Origin of the sequence: Mesorhizobium sp. M0601 (assembly GCF_040320845.1) — a bacterium.
GTDB lineage: Bacteria > Pseudomonadota > Alphaproteobacteria > Rhizobiales > Rhizobiaceae > Mesorhizobium.
Map to the genome: position 1 here is coordinate 144,470 of NZ_JAMYQK010000008.1, position 21,366 is coordinate 165,835.

The 21,366-nt window shown below is 62.6% G+C and carries 22 protein-coding genes; 11 read left to right on the top strand and 11 right to left on the bottom strand.

The window, feature by feature from the left end; translation table 11 throughout:
* Position 1 precedes the first annotated feature (1 nt).
* The 7 genes from rnr (at position 2) to rpmG (ending at position 6,237) form a co-directional block, all read left to right on the top strand.
* Positions 2–2,308: a ribonuclease R gene (gene rnr, locus NKI41_RS11025; protein ID WP_502898793.1), complete on the top strand. Its 2,307-nt coding sequence runs from the start codon at positions 2–4 to the stop codon at positions 2,306–2,308.
* Positions 2,308–2,760: a DUF983 domain-containing protein gene (locus NKI41_RS11030; RefSeq protein ID WP_023679976.1), complete on the top strand. Its 453-nt coding sequence runs from the start codon at positions 2,308–2,310 to the stop codon at positions 2,758–2,760. Before rnr ends, NKI41_RS11030 begins: the two co-directional genes overlap by 1 nt.
* A 72-nt stretch (positions 2,761–2,832) precedes the next feature.
* On the top strand, positions 2,833–3,567 hold the full coding sequence (locus NKI41_RS11035; protein ID WP_352682941.1) for an NUDIX hydrolase: 735 nt from the start codon (positions 2,833–2,835) through the stop codon (positions 3,565–3,567).
* Positions 3,568–3,583: 16 nt separating this feature from the next.
* Positions 3,584–4,759: an MFS transporter gene (locus NKI41_RS11040; protein WP_352502459.1), complete on the top strand. Its 1,176-nt coding sequence runs from the start codon at positions 3,584–3,586 to the stop codon at positions 4,757–4,759.
* A gap of 110 nt (positions 4,760–4,869) precedes the next feature.
* Positions 4,870–5,331, top strand: a complete 462-nt coding sequence (locus NKI41_RS11045; RefSeq protein ID WP_352471771.1) for a YqfO family protein — start codon at positions 4,870–4,872, stop codon at positions 5,329–5,331.
* Between the two features lie 51 nt (positions 5,332–5,382).
* Positions 5,383–5,751: a YybH family protein gene (locus NKI41_RS11050; RefSeq protein ID WP_352471772.1), complete on the top strand. Its 369-nt coding sequence runs from the start codon at positions 5,383–5,385 to the stop codon at positions 5,749–5,751.
* Positions 5,752–6,069: 318 nt separating this feature from the next.
* Entirely contained in the window at positions 6,070–6,237 is a 168-nt protein-coding gene (rpmG, locus tag NKI41_RS11055; RefSeq protein ID WP_006201775.1) for a 50S ribosomal protein L33, read from the top strand.
* A gap of 68 nt (positions 6,238–6,305) precedes the next feature.
* Here the strand turns inward: rpmG and NKI41_RS11060 are convergent, their stop codons facing one another.
* From NKI41_RS11060 to NKI41_RS11095, 8 genes are all read right to left on the bottom strand, one after another.
* Positions 6,306–7,373, bottom strand: coding sequence for an ABC transporter ATP-binding protein (locus tag NKI41_RS11060; RefSeq protein WP_352682943.1), 1,068 nt, complete (start codon positions 7,371–7,373; stop codon positions 6,306–6,308).
* 4 nt (positions 7,374–7,377) lie between these two features.
* A complete protein-coding gene (locus NKI41_RS11065; RefSeq protein ID WP_352502457.1) occupies positions 7,378–8,226 on the bottom strand; it encodes a carbohydrate ABC transporter permease in 849 nt (282 codons plus the stop codon).
* On the bottom strand, positions 8,226–9,149 hold the full coding sequence (locus NKI41_RS11070) for a carbohydrate ABC transporter permease (protein ID WP_352613811.1): 924 nt from the start codon (positions 9,147–9,149) through the stop codon (positions 8,226–8,228). The genes NKI41_RS11065 and NKI41_RS11070 overlap by 1 nt, the downstream gene beginning before the upstream one ends.
* Before the next feature lie 212 nt (positions 9,150–9,361).
* The gene (locus NKI41_RS11075) at positions 9,362–10,639 is read right to left on the bottom strand and encodes an ABC transporter substrate-binding protein (RefSeq protein ID WP_031212851.1); all 1,278 of its coding nucleotides are present in this window, start codon (positions 10,637–10,639) and stop codon (positions 9,362–9,364) included.
* 29 nt (positions 10,640–10,668) lie between these two features.
* Complete coding sequence (locus NKI41_RS11080; RefSeq protein ID WP_352682945.1) at positions 10,669–11,856, bottom strand: PLP-dependent transferase; 1,188 nt, start codon at positions 11,854–11,856, stop codon at positions 10,669–10,671.
* Positions 11,853–12,587, bottom strand: coding sequence for a FadR/GntR family transcriptional regulator (locus NKI41_RS11085; protein WP_023679986.1), 735 nt, complete (start codon positions 12,585–12,587; stop codon positions 11,853–11,855). The genes NKI41_RS11080 and NKI41_RS11085 overlap by 4 nt, the downstream gene beginning before the upstream one ends.
* A gap of 461 nt (positions 12,588–13,048) precedes the next feature.
* Positions 13,049–14,422, bottom strand: a complete 1,374-nt coding sequence (locus NKI41_RS11090; protein ID WP_352540644.1) for a PleD family two-component system response regulator — start codon at positions 14,420–14,422, stop codon at positions 13,049–13,051.
* Positions 14,423–14,455: 33 nt separating this feature from the next.
* Entirely contained in the window at positions 14,456–14,827 is a 372-nt protein-coding gene (locus tag NKI41_RS11095; RefSeq protein ID WP_006334976.1) for a response regulator, read from the bottom strand.
* A 217-nt stretch (positions 14,828–15,044) separates the two neighbouring features.
* On the opposite strand from NKI41_RS11095, the gene NKI41_RS11100 reads away from it, so the two are divergent.
* Positions 15,045–15,344: a DUF3572 domain-containing protein gene (locus NKI41_RS11100; protein WP_352471779.1), complete on the top strand. Its 300-nt coding sequence runs from the start codon at positions 15,045–15,047 to the stop codon at positions 15,342–15,344.
* Positions 15,341–15,994 carry a hypothetical protein gene (locus NKI41_RS11105; protein WP_352682947.1) on the top strand — a complete coding sequence of 218 codons (654 nt, stop codon included), beginning with the start codon at positions 15,341–15,343 and terminating at the stop codon, positions 15,992–15,994. Before NKI41_RS11100 ends, NKI41_RS11105 begins: the two co-directional genes overlap by 4 nt.
* 9 nt (positions 15,995–16,003) lie before the next feature.
* Here NKI41_RS11105 and NKI41_RS11110 read toward each other — a convergent pair whose 3' ends face one another.
* On the bottom strand, positions 16,004–17,584 hold the full coding sequence (locus NKI41_RS11110; RefSeq protein WP_352682950.1) for a hypothetical protein: 1,581 nt from the start codon (positions 17,582–17,584) through the stop codon (positions 16,004–16,006).
* Between the two features lie 96 nt (positions 17,585–17,680).
* Positions 17,681–18,256, bottom strand: a complete 576-nt coding sequence (locus NKI41_RS11115) for a GNAT family N-acetyltransferase (RefSeq protein ID WP_352471783.1) — start codon at positions 18,254–18,256, stop codon at positions 17,681–17,683.
* 68 nt (positions 18,257–18,324) lie between these two features.
* On the opposite strand from NKI41_RS11115, the gene NKI41_RS11120 reads away from it, so the two are divergent.
* A complete protein-coding gene (locus NKI41_RS11120; RefSeq protein ID WP_352682952.1) occupies positions 18,325–19,653 on the top strand; it encodes a DNA polymerase IV in 1,329 nt (442 codons plus the stop codon).
* Positions 19,654–19,803: 150 nt separating this feature from the next.
* On the opposite strand, the gene NKI41_RS11125 is transcribed toward NKI41_RS11120, so the two are convergent.
* Positions 19,804–20,304: a hypothetical protein gene (locus tag NKI41_RS11125; protein WP_352682954.1), complete on the bottom strand. Its 501-nt coding sequence runs from the start codon at positions 20,302–20,304 to the stop codon at positions 19,804–19,806.
* A 173-nt stretch (positions 20,305–20,477) separates the two neighbouring features.
* Between NKI41_RS11125 and NKI41_RS11130 the strand changes: the two genes are divergently transcribed.
* A complete protein-coding gene (locus tag NKI41_RS11130) occupies positions 20,478–21,359 on the top strand; it encodes a DMT family transporter (RefSeq protein WP_352682956.1) in 882 nt (293 codons plus the stop codon).
* The last annotated feature ends 7 nt before the right edge of the window (positions 21,360–21,366 follow it).

Sequence of the window (21,366 nt, forward strand, 5' to 3'; positions counted from 1 at the left end):
GTTGGCGCGCAAAGTCTCCGGAAGAAGCCACGGCGATCTGCGCACCGCCGATACCCGTGCCAAGGTCAGGGACAATTACCGGCCTTCACGCGACGAGATACTGCGTTACATCGCCGAAAATCCGGACCGCGCCGGAAAACGCGACATCGCCAAGGCGTTTGCGCTGCGCGGCGAAGACCGTATCTGGCTGAAGGACGTCTTGCGCGACCTGCAGGATGAAGGCCTGCTGACCAAGGAGCGCAAGCGGCTTGCCCGTGTCGGCGCCCTGCCCCACGTCGCGGTGCTCGACATCTTCGGCCGTGACGCCGACGGTGTGCTGCTGGCGCACCCGACCGAAGCGATTGGCAATGGCGAACCTCCGGTCATAGCGATCCGCGTGTCGCGCGGCGGCAATGGCCCGACGCCGGGCATCGGCGACCGCGTGCTGGCCAAGACCTTTCCGACCGACGATCCGGCAGGCCCGGCCTATACGGGCCGGGTGATGAAGATATTCGAGAAGCGCACCGATGCGGTTCTCGGCGTTTTCCGTGTGCTGAAGGACGGCACGTTCCGCATCGAACCGGTGGAAAGGCGTCAGCCGGAGCTGGTCGTCGACAAGGAATTCCAGAACGGCGCCAAGAATGGCGACCTGGTCGAGGTCGAGCCGGCACGGGCCTCGCGCTACGGGCTGCCGCGAGCCAAGGTTCTGGCGGTGTTGGGGTCGCTGACCAGCGAAAAGGCGGTCTCGATGATCGCCATCCACGCACACGACATTCCGCATATTTTCCCCGCCGACGTAATCGCCCAGGCGGAGGCAGTCAAGCCGGCGACGCTTGCCGGCCGCGAGGATTGGCGCGAGCTGCCGCTGCTCACCATCGATCCGGCCGACGCCAAGGATCATGACGACGCGGTGTTTGCCATGCCCGACACCGACGAGAAGAACGCCGGCGGCGTGATTGTCACCGTCGCCATTGCCGATGTCGCTGCATACGTGCGCTATGGCACGGCGCTCGATCGCGAAGCGCTGAAGCGCGGCAATTCGGTCTATTTTCCCGACCGAGTCGTACCGATGCTGCCGGAGCGCATCTCGAACGACCTCTGTTCACTGCGCGAGGGCCAGGATCGTCCGGCGATAGCGGTGCGTATGACTTTCTCGGCCGATGGCCACAAACTCAGACATTCCTTCCATCGCGTCATGATGAAGTCGGCGGCGAAACTCGCCTATCAGCAGGCGCAAGCGGCGATCGACGGCGCACCGGACGACACGACTGGCCCGATCCTCGATACGGTGCTGAAGCCGCTATGGGACGCCTACGCGATCCTGAAGCGCGGCCGCGACACCCGCCAGCCGCTCGAACTCGATCTGCCCGAGCGCAAGATCCTGCTCAAGCAGGACGGCACCGTCGACAAGGTCGTCGTGCCGGAGCGGCTCGACGCGCACAAACTGATCGAAGAGTTCATGATCCAGGCCAATGTCGCCGCCGCCGAGACACTCGAGGCGAAGCGCCAGGCGCTGGTCTACCGCATCCACGATGCGCCCTCGCTCGCCAAGCAGGAATCGCTGCGTGAATTCCTGCAGACGCTCGGCCTGTCGCTGGCGCGCGGCGCGCAAATGCTGCCGAACCAGTTCAACGGCATCCTCGCTCGCGTGCGCGGCGCCGATAATGAGGGGCTGGTCAACGAAGTGGTGCTGCGCTCGCAGAGCCAGGCCGAATATTCGCCCGCCAATATCGGCCATTTCGGCCTCAACCTGAAGCGCTACGCGCATTTCACCTCGCCGATCCGTCGCTATGCCGACCTGATCGTGCATCGTGGGCTGATTGCCGCACTCGGCCTTGGTCCGGGGGGCCTGACGCAGGACGAGGCGGAGCGGCTGGAAGAGGTCTCGGCGCTGATTTCGGCGACCGAGCGGCGCGCGATGGCCGCCGAGCGCGACACGGTCGACCGGCTGATCGCCGCCTATCTCGCCGAGCGCATCGACGACCGTTTCGACGCCCGCATCTCGGGCGTCACCAAATCGGGCCTGTTTGTCCAATTGCCGCAGTACGGCGCGGATGGCTTCATTCCGGTTTCAACCCTGGGCGGCGACTACTATATATACGACGAAACTGCTCGATCGCTTTTCGGAGAACGCACCGGCAAGGGCTATCAGCTTGCTGATCGCGTCGAGGTTCGCCTGATCGAGGTGGCGCCGATGGCCGGCGCGATGCGTTTCGAGATGCTGACCGAGCCCAAGCCGCTGCCCGGCTCCAAACGGTCGTTCCACAAGGCCAAAGGCCGCGCCCGGGCGTCGCAATCGCGTCCAGGCTCGCGCGGCAGGAGACGGTAATGCCAACAGAACTGCAGGTGGAAGAACGGATTTTCGGTGGCGAACATCACTCGGGCCGGACCGCCCGGCCGCTATGGACGGCAATGAAGCGCGGCATGCTCGGCCGCTGCCCGCATTGCGGCGAGGGCAAGCTGTTTCGCGCCTTCGTCAAGACCGTTGACAAATGCGATCATTGCGGCGAGGAGCTCCACCACCATCGCGCCGACGACCTGCCGGCCTATCTCGTGGTCGTCATTGTCGGCCACATCGTGCTCGGGGCCTTCATGGGTGTCGAGGCGACCTCGACGCTGTCTACCTGGCAGCACATCGCCATCTGGGTGCCATTGACCATCATTCTGGCCGTCGTCCTGCTGCAGCCGGTCAAGGGCGCTGTCATCGGCCTGCAATGGGCGTTTTATATGCACGGCTTTGGCGGTGAAGAAGATCTGATCGAGTCGCATCCCGAGGCTTGAAATCGAGGCTGGCGCAATCGGCATGGCTGGACGCCACTTTCGCATCGGAGAAGATTCCGCTAGGTCGACCGCATGGACGTTATGACCAAGGCGGAAGTCGACAAGGTTGAGCGGATCGCGCTCGAGGCCAAGCCTATACGCCCGCGCGACGCCGCGACGCTGATCCTGCTTGACCGCAAAGGCGACGAATTCCTGGTGCTGATGGGCCGCCGCCACGCCGGTCATGCCTTCATGCCGGGAAAATTCGTGTTTCCCGGCGGCCGCACCGATCCGGCCGACAGCCGCATCTCGACAGCCACCGCACTTCATCCCGAGGAAGAAGCGAGATTGACCGCTGGCATCGGTCGCACCAGCCCGGCTCGCGCCCGCGCCATTGCCTTGTCGGCAATCCGCGAAACCTATGAGGAGGCCGGCCTGCTGATCGGTCAAAAAGGCGTGTTCGCAACCGCCAGGCGCGACTGGCAGGGCTTTGTCGAACACGGGGTCATCCCATCACTGCAAGCGCTGCGCTTCGTCGCACGCGCCATCACCCCGCCCAACCGGGTGCGCCGCTTCGATACGCGCTTTCTCGCCGCATGGCGCGACGATGTCGCCGTTGAACTGCCGGGTGGCGGTCCGACCAACGAGTTGGAGGACGTCGTTTGGCTGCCGCTGGCCAAGGCCAGGCAAGCCGATATTCCAGACATCACGCGCACGGTCCTGGAGGAACTGGAAATGCGGCTCGCCTGGGATCCGTTGCTGAGCCCCGGCAGTCCCGTGCCGTTCTACCGGCTTGTCCGCAATCGCTTCGTCCGCGAAATTCTCTAGAGCAGCCAGGCATTCCATGACAGTCGATACCCAGCCGCAGGGCAAGGAACGCGTACACTGGCTGCCGATGGTCGCGGCGATCTCGTCGATCAGCGTCGTCGGCATTGCCATCGGCCTTGGCATGCCGCTGCTCAGCGTGATCCTGGAAACGCGTGGCCATTCCGCGTCGATGATCGGTCTCAACACCGCGGTCGCCGGCCTCGCCTCTATCGCCGGCGCGCCGCTCGCCACCCCGCTTGCCATGCGGTTCGGGGTCGCCTGGACGATGCTTGCCATGATCGCCGCCGGGGCGCTGGCCTTTGTCGGTTTCCATTTCGCGCCAGCTTTCTGGATGTGGTTTCCGCTGCGCGTGCTGCTGCATATCGCGCTGACGGTGCTGTTCATCCTGTCGGAATTCTGGATCAGCACCTCGGCGCCGCCACACCGGCGCGGACTGGTCCTCGGCATCTATGCCACCGTGCTGTCTCTCGGCTTTGCCGCCGGGCCTTGGCTGTTCGCCCATCTCGGCAGCAGTGGCTTCCTGCCCTTCGGCGTTACCATCGCCTTGGTTACGCTCGCTGCCATACCGGTCCTGGCGGCACGCAACGAGAGCCCGACGATCGTCTCGGACGGCGAAACCAGCAATTTCCTGCGTTACATCTGGCTGGTGCCGACGGCGACCGCGGCCGTGCTGGTGTTCGGCGCGGTCGAGACCGGCGGCTTTGCACTGTTCCCGGTCTACGGTAGCCGCATCGGCTACTCAGAGGCGGACGCCGCCCTTTTGCTCACCATGATCGGGCTTGGCAACGTGCTGTTGCAGATCCCGATCGGCATGATCAGCGACCGCGTAAGCGACCGTCGCTATCTGCTGATGGCCTGTGCCACCGTCGGGCTTGCCGGCACGGTCTTCATGCCGTACTTCGCGCAGAACTGGCATTTGATGGCAGCGCTTCTGTTCGTCTGGGGCGGTGTGGTCGCTGCCATGTACACAATCGGCCTGGCGCATCTCGGCTCGCAGCTTTCCGGCCACGAATTGGCCTCCGCCAACGCCGCCTTCGTGCTCTGCTACGGCGTCGGCATGGTGCTTGGCCCGCAGGCGATCGGCATCGGCATGGACGCTTTCGGTCCGTCGGGCTTCGGTTGGGCGCTCGGCCTGTTCTTCGCCTGCTATATCGTGCTGGTCGGCACCAGGCTGCTCCGCAAAATCCTCTGAGTCGGCCCAGCTGCCGACATCGCTCCCACTGCTGACCAACTCCTGACACAACCATGTCAGGAGGGCTCGAGTATATGCTCCCCCAAAGTGCATAAGCAGGGAGACCTCGGATGATCGATAGTGGCTTTGAAACGAAATCGCTGCGGATGGAATTGCTGCTGCTGGTGACCTTTCAGGCACCGGCAGCCGATGTCGACCGCATCATGGAGGCGGTGGTCGCGATCGCGCCGCTCGAAATGGGCAAATATGACAGCAATGCCTTTCAGTCGGCGGACGGCATCGAACGTTACCGGCCGCTTGAAGGTGCCGCCGCCGGCGCCGAGACGGAATTGCGCAGGCGGTCGGGGACTGTCGAGGTGTCGTTCGAACTGCCTGATGACCAGAAGCTCGCCGCACGCGTCGTCGAGGCGATTTATCAGGTTCACAGCTATCAGGAACCGGTGATCCGCATTCAGCCACTGCTTGCCAGCCGCTCCAAGGGTCTCGACGACCGCACCAACCCGAACCGCTGGTGGAACACGACGGGAGACTGGAAGAAGGCGTTACAACCGGAAACCGTCGCGGCGGAGTGACCGGAACCTGGTCGTATCTCGGTTTGAATCTGGCTGTCAGGAAGCCTGCCGATGAATGATGAAGCAAACCGCAAACCGGCAAGCGATCCCCAGGACCTGGCGCGGCTATTGGTTTCTCGCGAGCAAGCGGGAGACGCGGAAGGAATGGCTGCTCTTTACGAACCCGGTGCCATCCTCGATACCGGCAACGGACAGTTGGCCTGCGGCAGAGATGCCATCCGCCGATTTTACGCCAAGTTGGTGGCAGCGGGACGAAAGTTTGATCTCGGAGATCAGCGTCCGGCTATCATCAACAGGGATTTGGCGCTCACTTCCACGCGCCTTGCCGACGGCACCGTTACTGCGGAAATCGCTCGCCGGCAAGGTGACGGGAACTGGCTTTGGGTGATCGATCAGCCGTCCATCGCTCGATATTCATAGCCAGCATTCAAACTGAGACGCCACCCAGAGGACGGCCGGAGGCACACAGGAGCCTCCCGCGGCTGTCGGCACCCAATCAACTTGTCGGGTTTTGGTAGCACTCAATGTCCGCTTCGTCCCCAGCCTCCATCGGCTGGCATAAACCCGGACAACTCATGTGCTACCTAATCCGGACAACTCATCTGCTTACGACACAGAACCTGGACAAGGGTTGACTTTCCGGGCGCGTTCTTTATGTGTCGCGGCAAGTTTCCCGCGTCCGGGTGTTTCCCGTGCTCCAGCGGCCAAAACTCCAGGAACATTCAACGGACGAACATCATGGCCAAAGCCGCAAACATCAAAATCAAGCTTCTGTCGACCGCCGACACCGGTTTCTTCTACGTGACCAGCAAAAACAGCCGCACCAAGACGGACAAGCTGTCGTTCCGCAAATACGACCCGGTCGCCAAGAAGCACGTCGAATTCAAGGAAACCAAGATCAAGTAATCGGGTTTTTTCTCGCAGTACCGAAACGCCGCCTTCCGGGCGGCGTTTTTCATTTCGGGGATACAGGGCTAGCCGATGCGATCGCCGCTTGCCGGATCGAACAGATGGAGCGATGCCGGATCAGCCGACAGGCGCACGGCCTCACCCGGCTTCACGCTGGCCCGGCCCATGGCAAACACGCAGACCTGCTGGCCGGCAAGCCTGGCATAGAACTGGGTGGACAGGCCGAGCGGCTCCACGACACCCACCTCGCCCTTCAGCGCGCCATTGTCGGCGAGCCGGATATGCTCGGGCCGCAAGCCGACGGTGATCGCATCGCCATCCCTGAGCGGCAGGCCGTCCGGCAGCCTCAGCTTCTGGCCGTCGGCCAGGATGGCATCCGGCTTGGCGCCCTTTTCAACCACGGCAGACAGAAAATTCATGCCGGGCGAGCCGATGAACCCGGCGACGAACATGTTGACCGGCCGGTCGTACAGATCGAGCGGCACACCGACCTGCTGGACGAGGCCGTCATGCATGACGACAATGCGGTCGGCCATTGTCATCGCTTCGGTCTGGTCGTGGGTGACATAGACCGAAGTGGTCTTCAATTGCTGGTGCAGCGCCTTGATCTCGGCACGCATGTGAACGCGCAGCTTGGCATCGAGGTTCGAAAGCGGCTCGTCGAAGAGAAAGACCTTCGGGTCGCGTACGATGGCACGGCCCATGGCGACGCGCTGACGCTGGCCGCCGGACAATTGCCGAGGCAGGCGCTGCAGAAGCGCATCGAGCCCGAGCCGCTTGGCGGCACTGTCCACCCTTGCATCGATCGCCGGCTTCCCGGCCTTTCTCAGCATCAGGCTGAAGCCCATGTTCTTCGACACGTCCATGTGCGGATAGAGCGCGTAGGACTGGAATACCATGGCAATGTCGCGGTCCTTTGGCGCAATATCGTTGACCAGGCGCTCACCAATATGGATTTCGCCGTCGGAGACCTCCTCCAGCCCGGCGATCATACGCAGCAGTGTCGACTTCCCGCAGCCGGACGGACCGACCAGAACGACGAACTCGCCGTCGGCGATTTCGAGATCGACTGCGTGCAGAACGCGCACCGCTCCATAGTCTTTGCGGACTTTGTCGAGTGTAACGGAGGCCATCGATCTATCCCTTGACGGCGCCGGCGGTAAGGCCGGTGACGAGGTAGCGTTGCAGGAAGGCAAAGAAGACGCAGACCGGGATCAGCGCCAGGATGGAAGCCGCCATCATCTGTCCCCAGTCGACCGCGAATTTGCCGATATAGGTGAGCAGGCCGACCGCGAAGGTCTTCTGGTCGTCGCTGGAAATCAGCATCAGCGCAAACAGCAACTCGCTCCAGGCGGCGGTAAAGACGAAGCCGAGCGTCGCGCCCATGCCGGGCAGCGTCAGCGGCACGATCACCTTGCGCATCGCCTGCAGGCGCGTGCAGCCGTCGATCATCGCTGCCTCTTCCAGGTCTCGCGGGATGCCGTCGAAGAAAGATTGCATCAGGAAGGTCGCAAAGGCCGTATTGAACGCGGTGTAGATGATGACGAGGCCGGTCAGGCTGTTGATGAGGCCGATCTGCCCCATGATGCGGTAGATCGGCGGAATGACCATCACCAGCGGAAAAGTCTGGGTGAGCAAAAGCAGGATGGCCAGGGTCGCCTTGCCGCGGAAGGAAAATCGCGACATGGCGTAGCCGGCCAGCGTGGCAATGACCGTTACGAAGGCTGCCGTCGACACCGAAACGATAACGCTGTTCAGGAAATAGCGTGGAAAATCGGTGGCTTCGAGCACGGTGACGAAGTTCTGCAGCGTCGCTTGCGACGGCCAGAAAGTGATGCCTTCGGAATAGAGCAGCCGCTCCGGCGTAACCGAGATCTTCAACGTCCAGAAGATCGGGAACAGCGCGAAGGCCATATAGGCGGCGATGGCGCCGTAAAGGCCGATACCGCCGAGGACGCGCGAGGAAGCGGAGCGTCCGGCAATCATCAGACGTGCCTCACCAGCGAACGGCGGATGCCGATAAGCGCAACCGCGTAGACGATGAGCAGCACAAGCAGCAGGACCGCCACTGCGGAGGCATAGCCTTTGTCCAGCGACTTGAACGCGCTGACATAGATATAGACCGGCACTGTGGCGGTCGAACCGGCAGGCCCGCCTTCGGTCATGACGAAGATCAGGTCGGCGAATGTGGCGATCCATATCGTGCGCAGCATGACGGTAATGACGATGGTCGGCGCCAGGAACGGCAGCGTCACCTTGGTGAAGCGCTGCCACGGCGAGGCGCCGTCGATCGCCGCCGCCTCATGCAGTTCTGACGGGATCGACTTCAACGCCGCCAAAAGGGTGATGGCAAAAAAGGGAATGCCGAACCAGACATTGGCGACGATCGGCCCCCACATGGCTGTCGAGGGATCGGAGAGCACGTTGGTTGGCTCGGCTTTCAGCCCCAAGGCGTAGAGCCAATGCGGCAGCGGCCCGATGATCGGGTTGAACAGCCAGGCCCAGGTCAGGCCCGAGAGGAAGGACGGTACCGCCCAAGGCAGGAACACCACGGCCTGCACGATCTTTCTGCCCCGGAACGGCGTATCGAGCAGCAGCGCCAGGCCAAGTCCAAGGAAAAATTGGAAGAACAGGCTGGCTGCCGTCCACCATAGCGTGTTGACGAGCGCCTGCCCGAGCACAGGATCCGACAGCATCGCCTGATACTGCCCAAGCCCGACATATTCGGATTTGAAAGCGGAGAATTTGCGGAACGAGTAGCCGACACCGATAACCAGCGGCACCAGGAGCACGACGACCAGCAGCGCGATCGCCGGGCTGAGATAGAGCCAAGGCTCGATCACGGCGTGGGATAGCCGCTTCTTTCGCGGCCTGCCGGCGGATCGGATTTCGGACACGGCATAGGTCATTGGTACTGGATCGTCTCCTGGGTAAGCACGGGCTGGCGACAGCGCCTTCCCCGTTTACGGGGAGATGCCGGTCCACCCTCCGCAGCTGCAGCGCAGCTGCTGCGGAGGACGGGCAGGCAGATGAGAGGCAACACGAGCCACGACGGGTTGGCGCCGCCCTCATCCGTCACTTCGTGACACCTTCTCCCCGTGAACGGGAGAAGGAAGAAGAGCTATTTCTTGTTCTTGGCCAGCCAGTCCTGCTGTTCTTTGGTCAGGAACTTGGCCCATTCGTCAGCCACGTCCTTGGCCGCTTTCTGGCCAAGCAGCACTTCCTGAAAATTCTTGATCGCCACCTGGTCTACGAAATTGCCAAGGTTTTCCAGGTGAGTCGGCGGCGTCACCATCTCGTATTTGTCGCCGTTGTTCAGTTCCTCGAACCAGCCTTTGAACTGCTCGGTCCTGAAGTGGGCGTCCTGGTCGGCGCCGTTGTGGATTGGAATGACGCCGACTTCCTTTGCCCATTCCAGATTGTCCTTGGGCGACAACAGCGTCGCCATCAGCTTCCATGCATCGTCCTTGTGCTGGGAATTGGCGAACATCGCCCAGCCGGCATAACCGAGCGTCGGATAGGATTTGCCGCTCGGCCCGACCGGCATCGGCGCCACGGCGAAATCGTCGGCGCTCATCTTGTCGGCGATGCCGAGCAGCGCGTCGGGATCCTGGTTCAGCATGGCGCAGGTGCCGCTGTAGAAGCCGGTGACGGTCTCGTTAAAACCCCAGCTCACCGCATCTTTCGGCGCCAGGCCGTTCTTGTACATGTCGGCGAGCATCTGCAGGCCCTTGACCGAGCCTTCCTCGTTGATGGTCGAGGTGCCGTCCTCGTTGAAATACCCGCCCTTGCCGGCGGCGATGTTCATGAACATATGCATGCCGTTGAAGGCGCCCGGGCCGCCGCGCAGGCAGTAGCCGTATTTGCCCGGTATCGCCGAGATTTTTTTGGAGTCCTCGACGAATTCATCGAGCGTCGCCGGCGGACCGTCCAGACCGGCCTCCTTGAACAGCTTCTTGTTCCAGAACAGCGCGTTCAGGTAATAGCCGTAAGGGATCATGTACTGCTTGTTATCGACCGTCGAGCCGAACTGCTTGGCACGCTCGCCAAGCGTTTTGGCATCGTCCCATTTGGCCATGTATGGCCCGAGATCCTCGAGCTGGCCGTTGGTCGCATAGAGGCCCATCCAGCGCTCCGGCATCTCGACGATGTCGGGCGTGTCGCCGGCCTGCACCATGGTGAGGAACTTCTCGAACGCCTGGCCCCAGGGCAGCGATACCAGCTCGACCTTGACACCCGGATTGGCCGCCTCGAATTCGGCGATCTGCTTCTTGAGGAATTCGGTACGCGGCGGACTGGTGATGACCTCGACCATCTTGACCGTGGAATCGGCCAGCACACTGCCGGCGGAAATCGCCAGACCCGCGACGGCACCAAGAAGGATGCTCAGTTTTTTCATGTTCAGCACTCCCATTTTGAACGGCTCCTTTATCTTTTTGCTCTGTCGAAGGCCTGGGCAACATCCGCCCACAGGTCTTCGACACTTTCCAATCCGACACTGAAGCGGATGGTTCGTGGGCTGACGCCGAAGCGCGCCATCGAATTCAGGCCCGGCGTCTGCTCGAGCGAGGCCTTTGCCGGAACGACCAAGCTCTCATGGCCGCCCCAGCTGACGCCGATGCGAAAGAGTTTCAGCGCATCGACGAAAGCCGGGATGTCGACGTCTTCCGTCACTTCGAACGAGAACAGCCCGGCATAGCCGGCAAGCGTCGCCTTGCCTGGATGGTTGGAATAGGCCGGGTGGTTGACCCGCTCGACATGGTCATGCGCTTTCAGCCGTTCGGCGATGGTCAGCCCGCTCTTCATATGGTGCGGCAACCGCAGCGGCAATGTGCGCAGGCCACGCAGCAACAGCCAGGCCTCGAAAGGCGAAAGTTTCCCGCCGAGATAGGAATAGGTCTGCTCGTTGATATGTCGGATATGGGCGGCCGAACCGGCCACCACACCGGCGACGGTGTCGCTGTGGCCGCCGAGATATTTCGAGGCCGAATGCAGCACCAGGTCGACACCGTGCGAAATCGGCTTCTGGAACACCGGCGTCGCCCAGGAATTGTCGATCGAGGTGATGATGCCCTGCTCTTTGGCCAGCCGCGCCAGCTGGGTTATGTCCTGGAGCTCGAACATCATCGACGTCGGGCTTTCCAGGTAGAGCAGCTTCGCGCCGGGAAGTGCTGCCGCGACCGCGTCCGGATCGGAACCGTCGACATAGTCGACCTTGATGTTGAGCCGTGGCAAAAGCCGTTCGAACAGCCGGTAGGCATCGCCGTAGCAATTGCGCACGACAACCATGCGCTCACCGGCACCGACGAAAGCAAGCACCGTGGCGCTGATCGCCGCCATGCCGCTGGAAAAGCCGCGCGCGGCCTCCGCGCCTTCGAGAGCGGCGACACGCGCCTCGAACTCCATGACCGTCGGGTTGTCGCCGCGCGAATAGATCGGCTGACGTCGCCTGCCGGCGAATGTGTCGGCCATCTCGGAATAGTTGGCGAAGGTGAAGAGCGAAGTCTGGTAGATCGGCGGGACCACCGCGCCGCCGGGGAAAGGCTCGTCATGGGCGAGAAGCGTCGCTGCCTCGGCGAGATAGTCGTTTTCGAAACCGGCGGGATGATCGCTCATTTCTGGCCTGAAAGTTCGAGTTTGGCCGCGCCGCGCTTCAGATCGTCCTCGACGGTGGCGATCAGCTTGAGCGCCTCGGCCCGGGCCCCCTCCGGATCGTGCGCGGCGATGCGTTCGTAGATGGTGCGGTGGTAAGGAAAGCTGGCGTGGCCGAAATCACGCACGCCGAGCGGATGCTCCCAGAAACGATGGAAAAGTTCGTGCATGGCGGCGATGATCTGCTCGAACAGCGGATTGCCGGAACTGCGGTAGATCGACTGGTGGAATTCCCAGTCCTCCTCCGCCGACATCCCGGCGCGAGTGTGGAAGGCCTGCTCCATAATGTCGAGCTTGCGCCCGATCTCGACGAGATCTGCCTGGCCCGCGCGGACGGCGCACAGGGCGGCGGCTTCCGCCTCCAGCGCGCGGCGGATTTCCAGCGTCTGCATCAGGCTGGTGAAATCATTGCCGCCGGCCAGCGTCAGCGGCATGTGCAGCATGTCCAGCGAGACCACTCCCTTGAGATAGGTGCCGCTGCCTTGCCGCCGTTCGACCAGGCCGAGCCCTTCCCAGCGCGTCAACGCCTCGCGCACGGTGTTGCGGCTCACCTTGAGGCGCTCGGCGAGGATGCGTTCGGTCGGCAGTCTCTGGCCGGGCCCGAGAGCTTCCCGCATCACAAAGCCGGCCAGCGCCTTGAGCACCGCGTCGTCGCGAGCAGTTGCCTGTATGGGGGAAAGGCCGAATTCGGTCATGCCAACGGTCACCAAATGGCTCAATGGTCCAACCAATTTCTGCATAGAAGACCGGCCCTGTCAATCGACTGCGGGCGCATACGCCCTGCCCAGCCGGCTATTTCAAAGGTCGCTGTCGCTGCCGCAACAAAAACCAAGCGTTTTCCGGGTCTTGGCGTAGAATCCTGATGTGTTTTGAAAATTGGGGGCCGGCCGGCGTTTGGCAGCGGTACGAGGAGGCCACTATGTGCCAGCGCCGGCCGGCCGACCCCACGGACCCAGGAGATGCGGCGGACCTGAGCATCATGGGGTATTCTTCGGGTCGAACCGGCGATCTAGCCTCGTGCCGGTTACGTCTAAGGGCTGCACATTTGCGCAACAACTTATGGAAATCAACCGTTTCTTAACCAAGCCTCGCAAATCGCTTGGATTAAGGTAAATTCGTAACCTTGTCGCGTTGACCCGGCAATTGGTGTTCGGTGCTAAGCCGCCTTGGCGACGACGCGATTGCGGCCGCCGCTCTTGGCTTCGTAGAGCGCAAGGTCGGCGCGTTTCATCAGCGCGGAGACCGTGTCTACCCCCTTCAGCACCGACGACACGCCGACGCTGACGGTGACTTCGACGGCTTTGCCTTCGGCGCCGACGGGAAACGGCAGCTGGGCGATTTCGGCGCGAATGCGCTCGGCGACCTTTTCGGCCACCGCGCCGTCGGTGTCCGGCATCACCACGACGAACTCCTCGCCGCCAAAGCGGCAGGCCAGGTCGATGCCGCGCACATTCTTGCGCAGCCGCCGCGCAAATTCGCGCAGCACGTCGTCGCCGCCGTCATGGCCATGCGCGTCGTTGATGCTCTTGAAGCGGTCCAGATCGGTGATCATCACCGACAGCGGCCGGCGCCGTGCCACGGCGCGGTCGAACAGCGTCTGCAGATGGCTGTCGAGATAGCGCCGGTTGTGCAGGCCGGTCAGGGCATCGGTCACCGCCATCTCGATGGTCTGGGTGACGCTGGCGCGAAGCTGGTCGTTGTAGCGCTTGCGGCGCACCTGCGTACGCAGCCGCGCGGTCAGCTCCTGCTGGTCGATCGGCCGCATCAGATAATCATTGATGCCGAGTTCGAGGCCGCGGATGATACGCCCCTCCTCGCCCTCGTCCGCCAGAAGGATGATCGGCAGGAAACGGGTGCGATCGAGCGAGCGCAATTGCGAGCAGAGCCTCAGCGGGTCGAAATCGGCGAAGGCCGTCGAGATCATCACGCATTCATACGGCTGCTCGGCGGCCTGGAAGAAGCCTGCATGCGGATCGTTGGCGACGTCGAGATCGGCACTGCCGCGCAGCATCTTCTGGATGCGCTCGAACGAGGATTTGCGCTCGTCGACCAGCAGCACCTTCGGCACCGCATCGTCGGTAGCGAAGTTGCGGCTCAAAAGCTCCTCGATGCCGATATTGCGTGTCGTCGAGGCGCGCAGCCGCAGCTCGTCGGTCAGCGATTTCAGCCTGACCAGGCTCTTGACGCGCGTCATCAACTGCAGATCGTTGACCGGCTTGGTCAAAAAATCGTCGGCGCCGGCCTCGAGGCCGCGCACCCGGTCCGAAACCTGGTCGAGCGCGGTGATCATCACGACAGGGATGTGCGATGTCGCCGGGTCGCCCTTCAGCCGCCGGCAGACCTCGAACCCGTCCATGTCGGGCATCATCACGTCGAGCAGCACGACGTCGACCTTGCCGTTCTCGCAGATCTCGATCGCGTCCGGCCCGTTGGTGGCGGTCAGGACCTCGAAATATTCGGCGAGCAGCCGAACCTCCAGCAGCCTGACATTGGCTGGGATGTCGTCGACGACGAGGATCCGCGCGGTCATTTCACAAAGCTCCGGCTCGGCTGGAAAGGGACATCAGGCATCGCCCAGGTAGGATTTGATGGTTTCGATGAAACGCGGCACCGAGATCGGCTTGGAGATATATGCCTCGCAGCCGCCCTGGCGAATGCGCTCCTCGTCCCCCTTCATCGCGAAGGCGGTGACGGCGATGACCGGGATGACGTGGAGATCATCGTCCTCCTTCAGCCATTTGGTGACCTCGAGGCCCGACACTTCCGGCAGCTGGATGTCCATCAGGATGAGGTCCGGCCTGTGCTGCCGCGCCAGATCCAGCGCTTCCAGGCCGTTGCGTGTGCGCACCGTCTCGTAGCCGCTCGCTTCGATGAGGTCGCGAAAGAGCTTCATGTTGAGCTCGTTGTCTTCGACGATCATAACCTTCTTTGGCATCGATTTCCCGTCCCGGCTGACCTTCCACTCGAAGGGTGCCGTCATGCGCCCCTTGTCGGCACGCACCAAACCTGTTCCCACTATACGGCAATATGATTGACGAAACGCAAACCGGCCGCCCTAAAAGCGTTCGGATTCCAGATCGGCGAGCTTGCTGCCGGCGACACTTGCCACTACTGCGAAAACAGAACGATTCCGCCCATGAAGGAAGGTAGCGATGGCAAACGCAGCGTCAATGCGCGAGGAAGCGGAAACCCTTGCCGTAAAGGCGTTGGGCTTCGTCGCCGCCGATCCGGAACTTCTGCCCCGCTTCCTGGCGATCACCGGCATCGAAGCCCATTCCATCCGCCGGGCGGCGGGCGAGCCTGGATTCCTGGCCGGCGTGCTGCAGTTCATCCTTGCCCACGAGCCGACGCTGATGCGTTTTTCCGAGGAGACCGGAACGCCGCCCGCCGCAGTCGGCAAGGCATTGCGGGCGCTGCCGCTCGGCGACGACAATCATGAGCATTCGGTATGAGCGACGATCCCGAGACGGCGCGGCAGATCGAGGAGCTGGCCGACGACGACCGGCCGCTGATGGTGCTCGACGTCGACGACGTCGTGCTCGAATTCATCCGGCCGTTTCCGCATTTCCTCAAATCGCGCGGCTTCGGCCTGACGCTGGCTTCCTTCCGCCTCACCGGCAACATCACCGAAACGGCGAGCGGCCGTTTGATCGAACAGCCCGAGGTTACGGCACTTCTGGGGGAATTCTTTGACGCCCAGGCCGCTTGGCAAAGCATCACCGACGGTGCCGAGGATGCTCTTGCAGCGCTTAGCGACAGCGCCGAGATCGTTCTGCTAACCGCCATGCCGCACAAGCACCGCGTGGTGCGCCGTGCGCATCTCGACGCGCTCGGATTGCCCTACCCGCTTTTGACCACCGAAATGGCCAAGGGACCGGCGGTGGCCAAATTGCGCGGCAACAAGGGCCGCCCGGTCGCTTTCGTCGACGATCAGCCGTCCAATCTTGTGTCGGTGCAGAACTCGGTCGCCGATGCGTATCTCTTCCATCTGATGGCCGACAATTCGCTGCGCGCTTTCCTGCCGCCGCCGCCGGACGGCGTCAGAGTCGTCGAAGACTGGCGCGACGCCGCGCCGAAGATCGCGAGCGCTCTGGGGCTTTAATGGGAGCGCTCAGGGCTGCAGCTTCGGTCCTGCCCCGCCATTGTCGCCGCCGTCCGAATCCTCGCCCCCGGTCGAATTGTCCGTTCCATTCGCGCCATCATCGCCCGAGTTGTCATCCTGGCCGGCGCTGTCGTCCTGGACTTCATCCGGCCCCTTCAGCATGGCGCCGTTGACCGCAACGGAGCCATCGGCCTTGGTGTTGATCACCCATTCCAGCCGGCCATCCGGCAGCGTCTTGCCAAAACCTTTGACGGCCAGCGCAAAGGGGAAGGCCTGCGCCATCTGCTCATCGCTCTTGGCGCCTTCCTTCAAGGCATCGACGATCCTGTCGTAGCCGGCCACAGCGACGGTCACGGTCGCATCAGGCTTTTCGCCGCCCGGGAAAGTCATCTCGCCTTCCATGGCGACTTCGACGTCGCCATTCTTCACGGTCGAGTGGCCGAGGATTACTTTGGGTTTCTTGGCCTTGAAATCGGCGACCAAAACCTTGCCGAATTCCCCCGGCAACGGCGGATTCTTATTGAGATCAAAGGCTTCGATCGCCTTCTTCGCCATCGTGTCGAGATCGATATTGGCACCGCCGAAGTTGAGGTCGATATCCGTCGGCACCAGTGGACCAGTCCAGGCGGGCAGCAATTGCCGGGGGATCGTCAGACCGGAGGCCTTGATCCCATAGTTGATCTTGCCGTTCTGGGAGACGCCATCCATGCCGCTGGCCAAATCCAACTGCTTCGCACCCCACTTGCCGACTGGGCTCTCAATTGCGAAATCCTTGAAGGCGTACGTTCCGTCGATTCTTTCCCAGACAGGCAACGCCGCAAGGAGACGTGACTTAAGTTCCGCCTGATTTACTTTCAGTTTCGCCTCGTCTTCATTAGCGACGGCAAAAGCAAGCAGATCCATCAACGGCTTTGTCCGAACACCCTTGCCGTTTGCATGCACCGAAAATTCCGGCGCATTGAGGGTGACCGGGAAATTCAACCCTCGCTCGGGATCGTTGATTTTGAGGACTTCAGCAAAATTCAAGATCTTTTCCGCGACAGTGAAATCGATGCCGCCGTTCGCCGATTTCGTCGAATTTAGCGTGGCGGTGCCGGCACCGGCAGAGACATCGGCCTCTTGCTTCGGCTCCCGGGTTTTCATCGTCATAGCGTCCATTGACCCCGTGGCGCTGACGAAGGCCACCAGGGCCGGATCATACACACCGGTGAACTTGTTGTTCGACACCGAAAAGTCGATGTGCTGCGGCCCTTGAGGCCCCTTGAAATCGAACGATCCGGTCAGCGACGTATCCGCCGACACGTCCCACTGCCCGTCCTGGCGCGGCTTGACCCGCATGTCGTAAGGCGTGACGTCGAACTTGAAGGAATCCTGTTTCGACAGCAAAGCGACGAGCGGCTTGAAATCGACGGCGAGTTTGTACGCATCGCCGTCGGCAGTGATTTTCACCAGCCCGATATCGAAACCCTGCCTGCCGAAATAATGTGCCAGATCATCGGTAAGCTTCTTCGCGCCTTGGGTGTCGACGGTCTGGGCGAAAGCGGGCGCGCTAAACGCGACGGCGAGAACAAGTGGCAATACACGCTTCACGTCGATTCTCCGTTGTCTCGGGCCAAATCATTGCTTGTATTAGTGAAACAGCGTTACAGCCGCAAGACGCCGACTGTAGGCCAAAAGCGCATCCGGCTAAAGCACCAGCCGCACCAGCGGTCGGCCTGGCTTACGTTCGACCAATCGCTGGAACCCGGCCTTCTCGAAGACCCGCGACGAGCCTACGAACAGCCCGATCGAGCGCGAATCCTTCGACAGGTCGATCGGGCAGGCCTCGATCAGCCGCGCGCCGTTCTCGCGGGCGAACTCGATGCCGCCTTGGACCAGGCGGTGCGACAGGCCCTTGCCGCGTGCTTTGGTGCGGATGAAGAAGCAGGAGATCGCCCAGACGCCCGGATCGCTGGCGTCGGCGGGGTCGATCGGCGCCGACCCCCTGCCCTGGTTGTTCCATTCGGGCACGTCGGCACGCGGGCCGATCTGCATCCAGCCGACCGCCTGGCCACCCTCGAAGGCCAACAGGCCCGGCGGCGGCCCGGCCTCGATCCGCGCCTTGATGTGGTCCTTGTTGCGCTCCCGGTTGCTCGCGCGGCGCGCTGCGGGCGACAGCCGGAAATGTGTGCACCAGCAGCCGTAGCAGGCGCCTTGCCTACCGAAAAGATCTTCGAAATCCGCCCAAAGCTCGGGCACTAGCGGCGCTATGGTCGTATTCATGAGCTCTCTCCCGGCCCACCGCCTTGTCGTGGCATCCGTCCTGACGTACCATTGCATTTGTTCTCTTTATGTTCGCAGCGATGGCGGCCCCTGTCAACAATCCCGAACACGGTTTTTGCCGCGACTGCCTGAGTTTTCAGCGCAGCGAGGCACGCCGTTGCGAGCGCTGCGGCAGTCCACGGCTCGCCCGCCATCCGGAGCTCTACCGGCTGCGCCTTGCCCATATCGATTGCGACGCGTTCTACGCGGCGGTCGAAAAGCGCGACAACCCGGCGTTGAAGGACCGGCCATTGATCATCGGCGGCGGCAAGCGCGGCGTCGTCTCCACCGCATGCTACATTGCCCGCATCCACGGCGTGCGCTCGGCAATGCCGATGTTCAAGGCGCTCGAAGCCTGCCCGGAAGCGGTGGTCCTGCCGCCGGACATGGAAAAATACGTCCGCGTCGGCCGTGAGGTGCGCGCCATGATGCAGGCGCTGACGCCGCTGGTCGAGCCGCTCTCGATCGACGAGGCCTTTCTCGACCTCGCCGGCACCGAGCGCCTGCATGGCCTGCCGCCTGCGGTGGTGCTGGCGCGCTTCGCACTCGGCGTGGAAAAGGAGATCGGCATCACCGTTTCGGCCGGCCTTTCCTACTGCAAGTTCCTGGCCAAGGTGGCGTCGGACTTCCGCAAGCCGCGCGGCTTTTCGGTGATCGGCGAGGCCGAGGCTATCGGCTTCCTGGCCGAGCAGCCGGTGACGCTGATCTGGGGGGTCGGCAAGGCCTTTGCCGCCACCCTCGAGCGCGACGGCATCCGCACCATCGGCCAGTTGCAGCGCATGGAACGTAGCGATCTGATGCGCCGCTACGGCGTCATGGGCGACCGGCTCTACCGGCTTTCGCGCGGCGAGGACGACCGTCGCGTCGTTCCCGACCAGGACGCGAAAAGCGTCTCGGCGGAAACCACTTTCGATACCGACATCGCCTCCGTCGACGAACTGGTTTCGGTGCTGAGGGCGCTGTCGGAAAAAGTCTCGGCCCGGCTGAAGAAATCCGGCATTGCCGGACGCACCGTCGTCCTCAAGCTGAAGACCCAGGATTTCAAGATCCGCACGCGCAATCGCCAGCTCGGCGATCCGACCCGGCTGGCCGACCGCATCTTTCAGACCGGGCTCGAGCTGCTGCGCAAGGAAGCGGATGGCACGAAATACCGGCTGCTCGGCATTGGCGTCAGCGATCTCTCCGACGATGACCGGGCGGACCCGCCCGACCTGGTCGACGTCCAGTCACGCAAGCGCGCCATGGCCGAAGGCGCCATCGACACGCTGCGCGGCAAGTTCGGCCGCAGGGCGGTGGAAACCGGCTATACCTTCGGCAAGGGCCGCGATGCCCATCCGCCCGAACCGGTCGAGGAATGATACCGGCATGTTTGAGATTCAGGTCAGGCCGAGTCGAGAAGGGTGGTTTCCGAGAACCGGAGCGGAGCGCACTTGTGAGTACGTGAGCACTGGATGCGCAGGAAACCGCCTTTCGCAGGCCGGCCTCACCTGAATATCAACTTGCCCCAGTCACGTGCGCTGCAGATCGATCCGGGTGGTCACCACACTCTTCCCGGTTTTCGGATCGGTATCGACGACGATCAGCCGCATGCCATTCTCGCCGTTCTTCTCGACCGTCATTTGCGCCTTGCGATCGCCATTGACCTCCTTGGCCCAACGGATGCCGAGATTGATTGCGTTGCCGGAGCGGCTGCCGCTCAATTGCGCCGGCCCGGTGCGCGATCCCACATAGGTGCCGGTGTATTTCGTCCCGCTCGATTTGAGATCGGCGCTGATGGCGCGCGTTACCACGATAAGACCGCGGCAGCTGCCGTCGAGCGACAGCGAGCTCGACGTTGCGTCGGAATTGAAATGACAGGAGACATTCACCGTCGGCGCATCGGTGGTCACCTTGACGATGCCTTTGCCGGCGAAATTCCCCTGGAATGAGCGAAGAAAATCCGGATCGTCGGCATGCGCTGCCCCGGCCGTCAGGCAGCCGGCAAGTACAAATCGTGCAAGTGATTTCATCGGACCGCTCCTCGTTGGTATCCAAAACACAGCACGCAAACACTGAGGGACCAACGCTCCCCTCAGCGGCGGGTTCCGGCTTCAACATCACTGTTTGCAACGCTGCGCGGCTGGCCCAGTAGAATGCGTCGGCTAGCGGTTGCGATGAGCGCTCCGGCTTGCGACATAGCCGCATGGCACCCGCACCCTCGATCCCCAAGGCCGCGTTCTGGATGGCGCTGTCGATCGCCTCGTTCCTGGCGATGTCGGTGGCCGGCCGCGCCACGACGGCCGAACTAAACGTCTTCCAGGTGCTCGAGCTGCGCTCGGTGATCGGCTTTTTCATCCTGTTGCCGCTGGTCATGATGTCAGGCGGTTTTGCGGCGATGCGCACCGGACGCCCGCTGGCTCATATCGCCCGCAACGTCGTCCACTATACCGGCCAGGCTGCCTGGCTCTACGCCCTGACGCTGATCCCGCTTGCGGTACTGATCTCGATCGAATTCACGACGCCGATCTGGACCGCTTTGCTGGCCGTCGGTTTCCTCGGCGAAAGGCTGTCCCGGCCACGGCTCGCGGCGATCGTGCTCGGGCTGATCGGCGTTGTGATCATCGTGCGTCCGGGCGTCGGCGCGGTCAATCCGGGACATGTCATCGTGCTGGGAGCCGCGGTCTGCTTCGGCGTCTCGGTGGTCCTCGTCAAATCGCTGACGCGGACGGACAGCGTCGTGCGCATCATCTTCTGGATGCTGATCATCCAGTCGCTGCTTGGCCTCGTCCCGGCGCTTTACGAATGGCGCAACCCGCCGCTTGAGCTCTGGCCGTGGATCCTGCTCATCGCCTTCACCGGCATGTCGTCGCATTTCTGCATGGCCCGCGCACTTGTCTATGCCGATGCGACGGTCATCTCGCCAATGGACTTTTTGCGCGTGCCGCTGTCGGCGGTGATCGGATGGCTGCTCTATCACGAGCAGATCGACGCCTTCACCGCCGGTGGCGCCCTGCTGATCCTGCTCGGCAATCTGCTCAATCTGCAGCGGAGAGCACCGCAACCGGCGGAGATCGCCGCTTCATAAGCGTGCG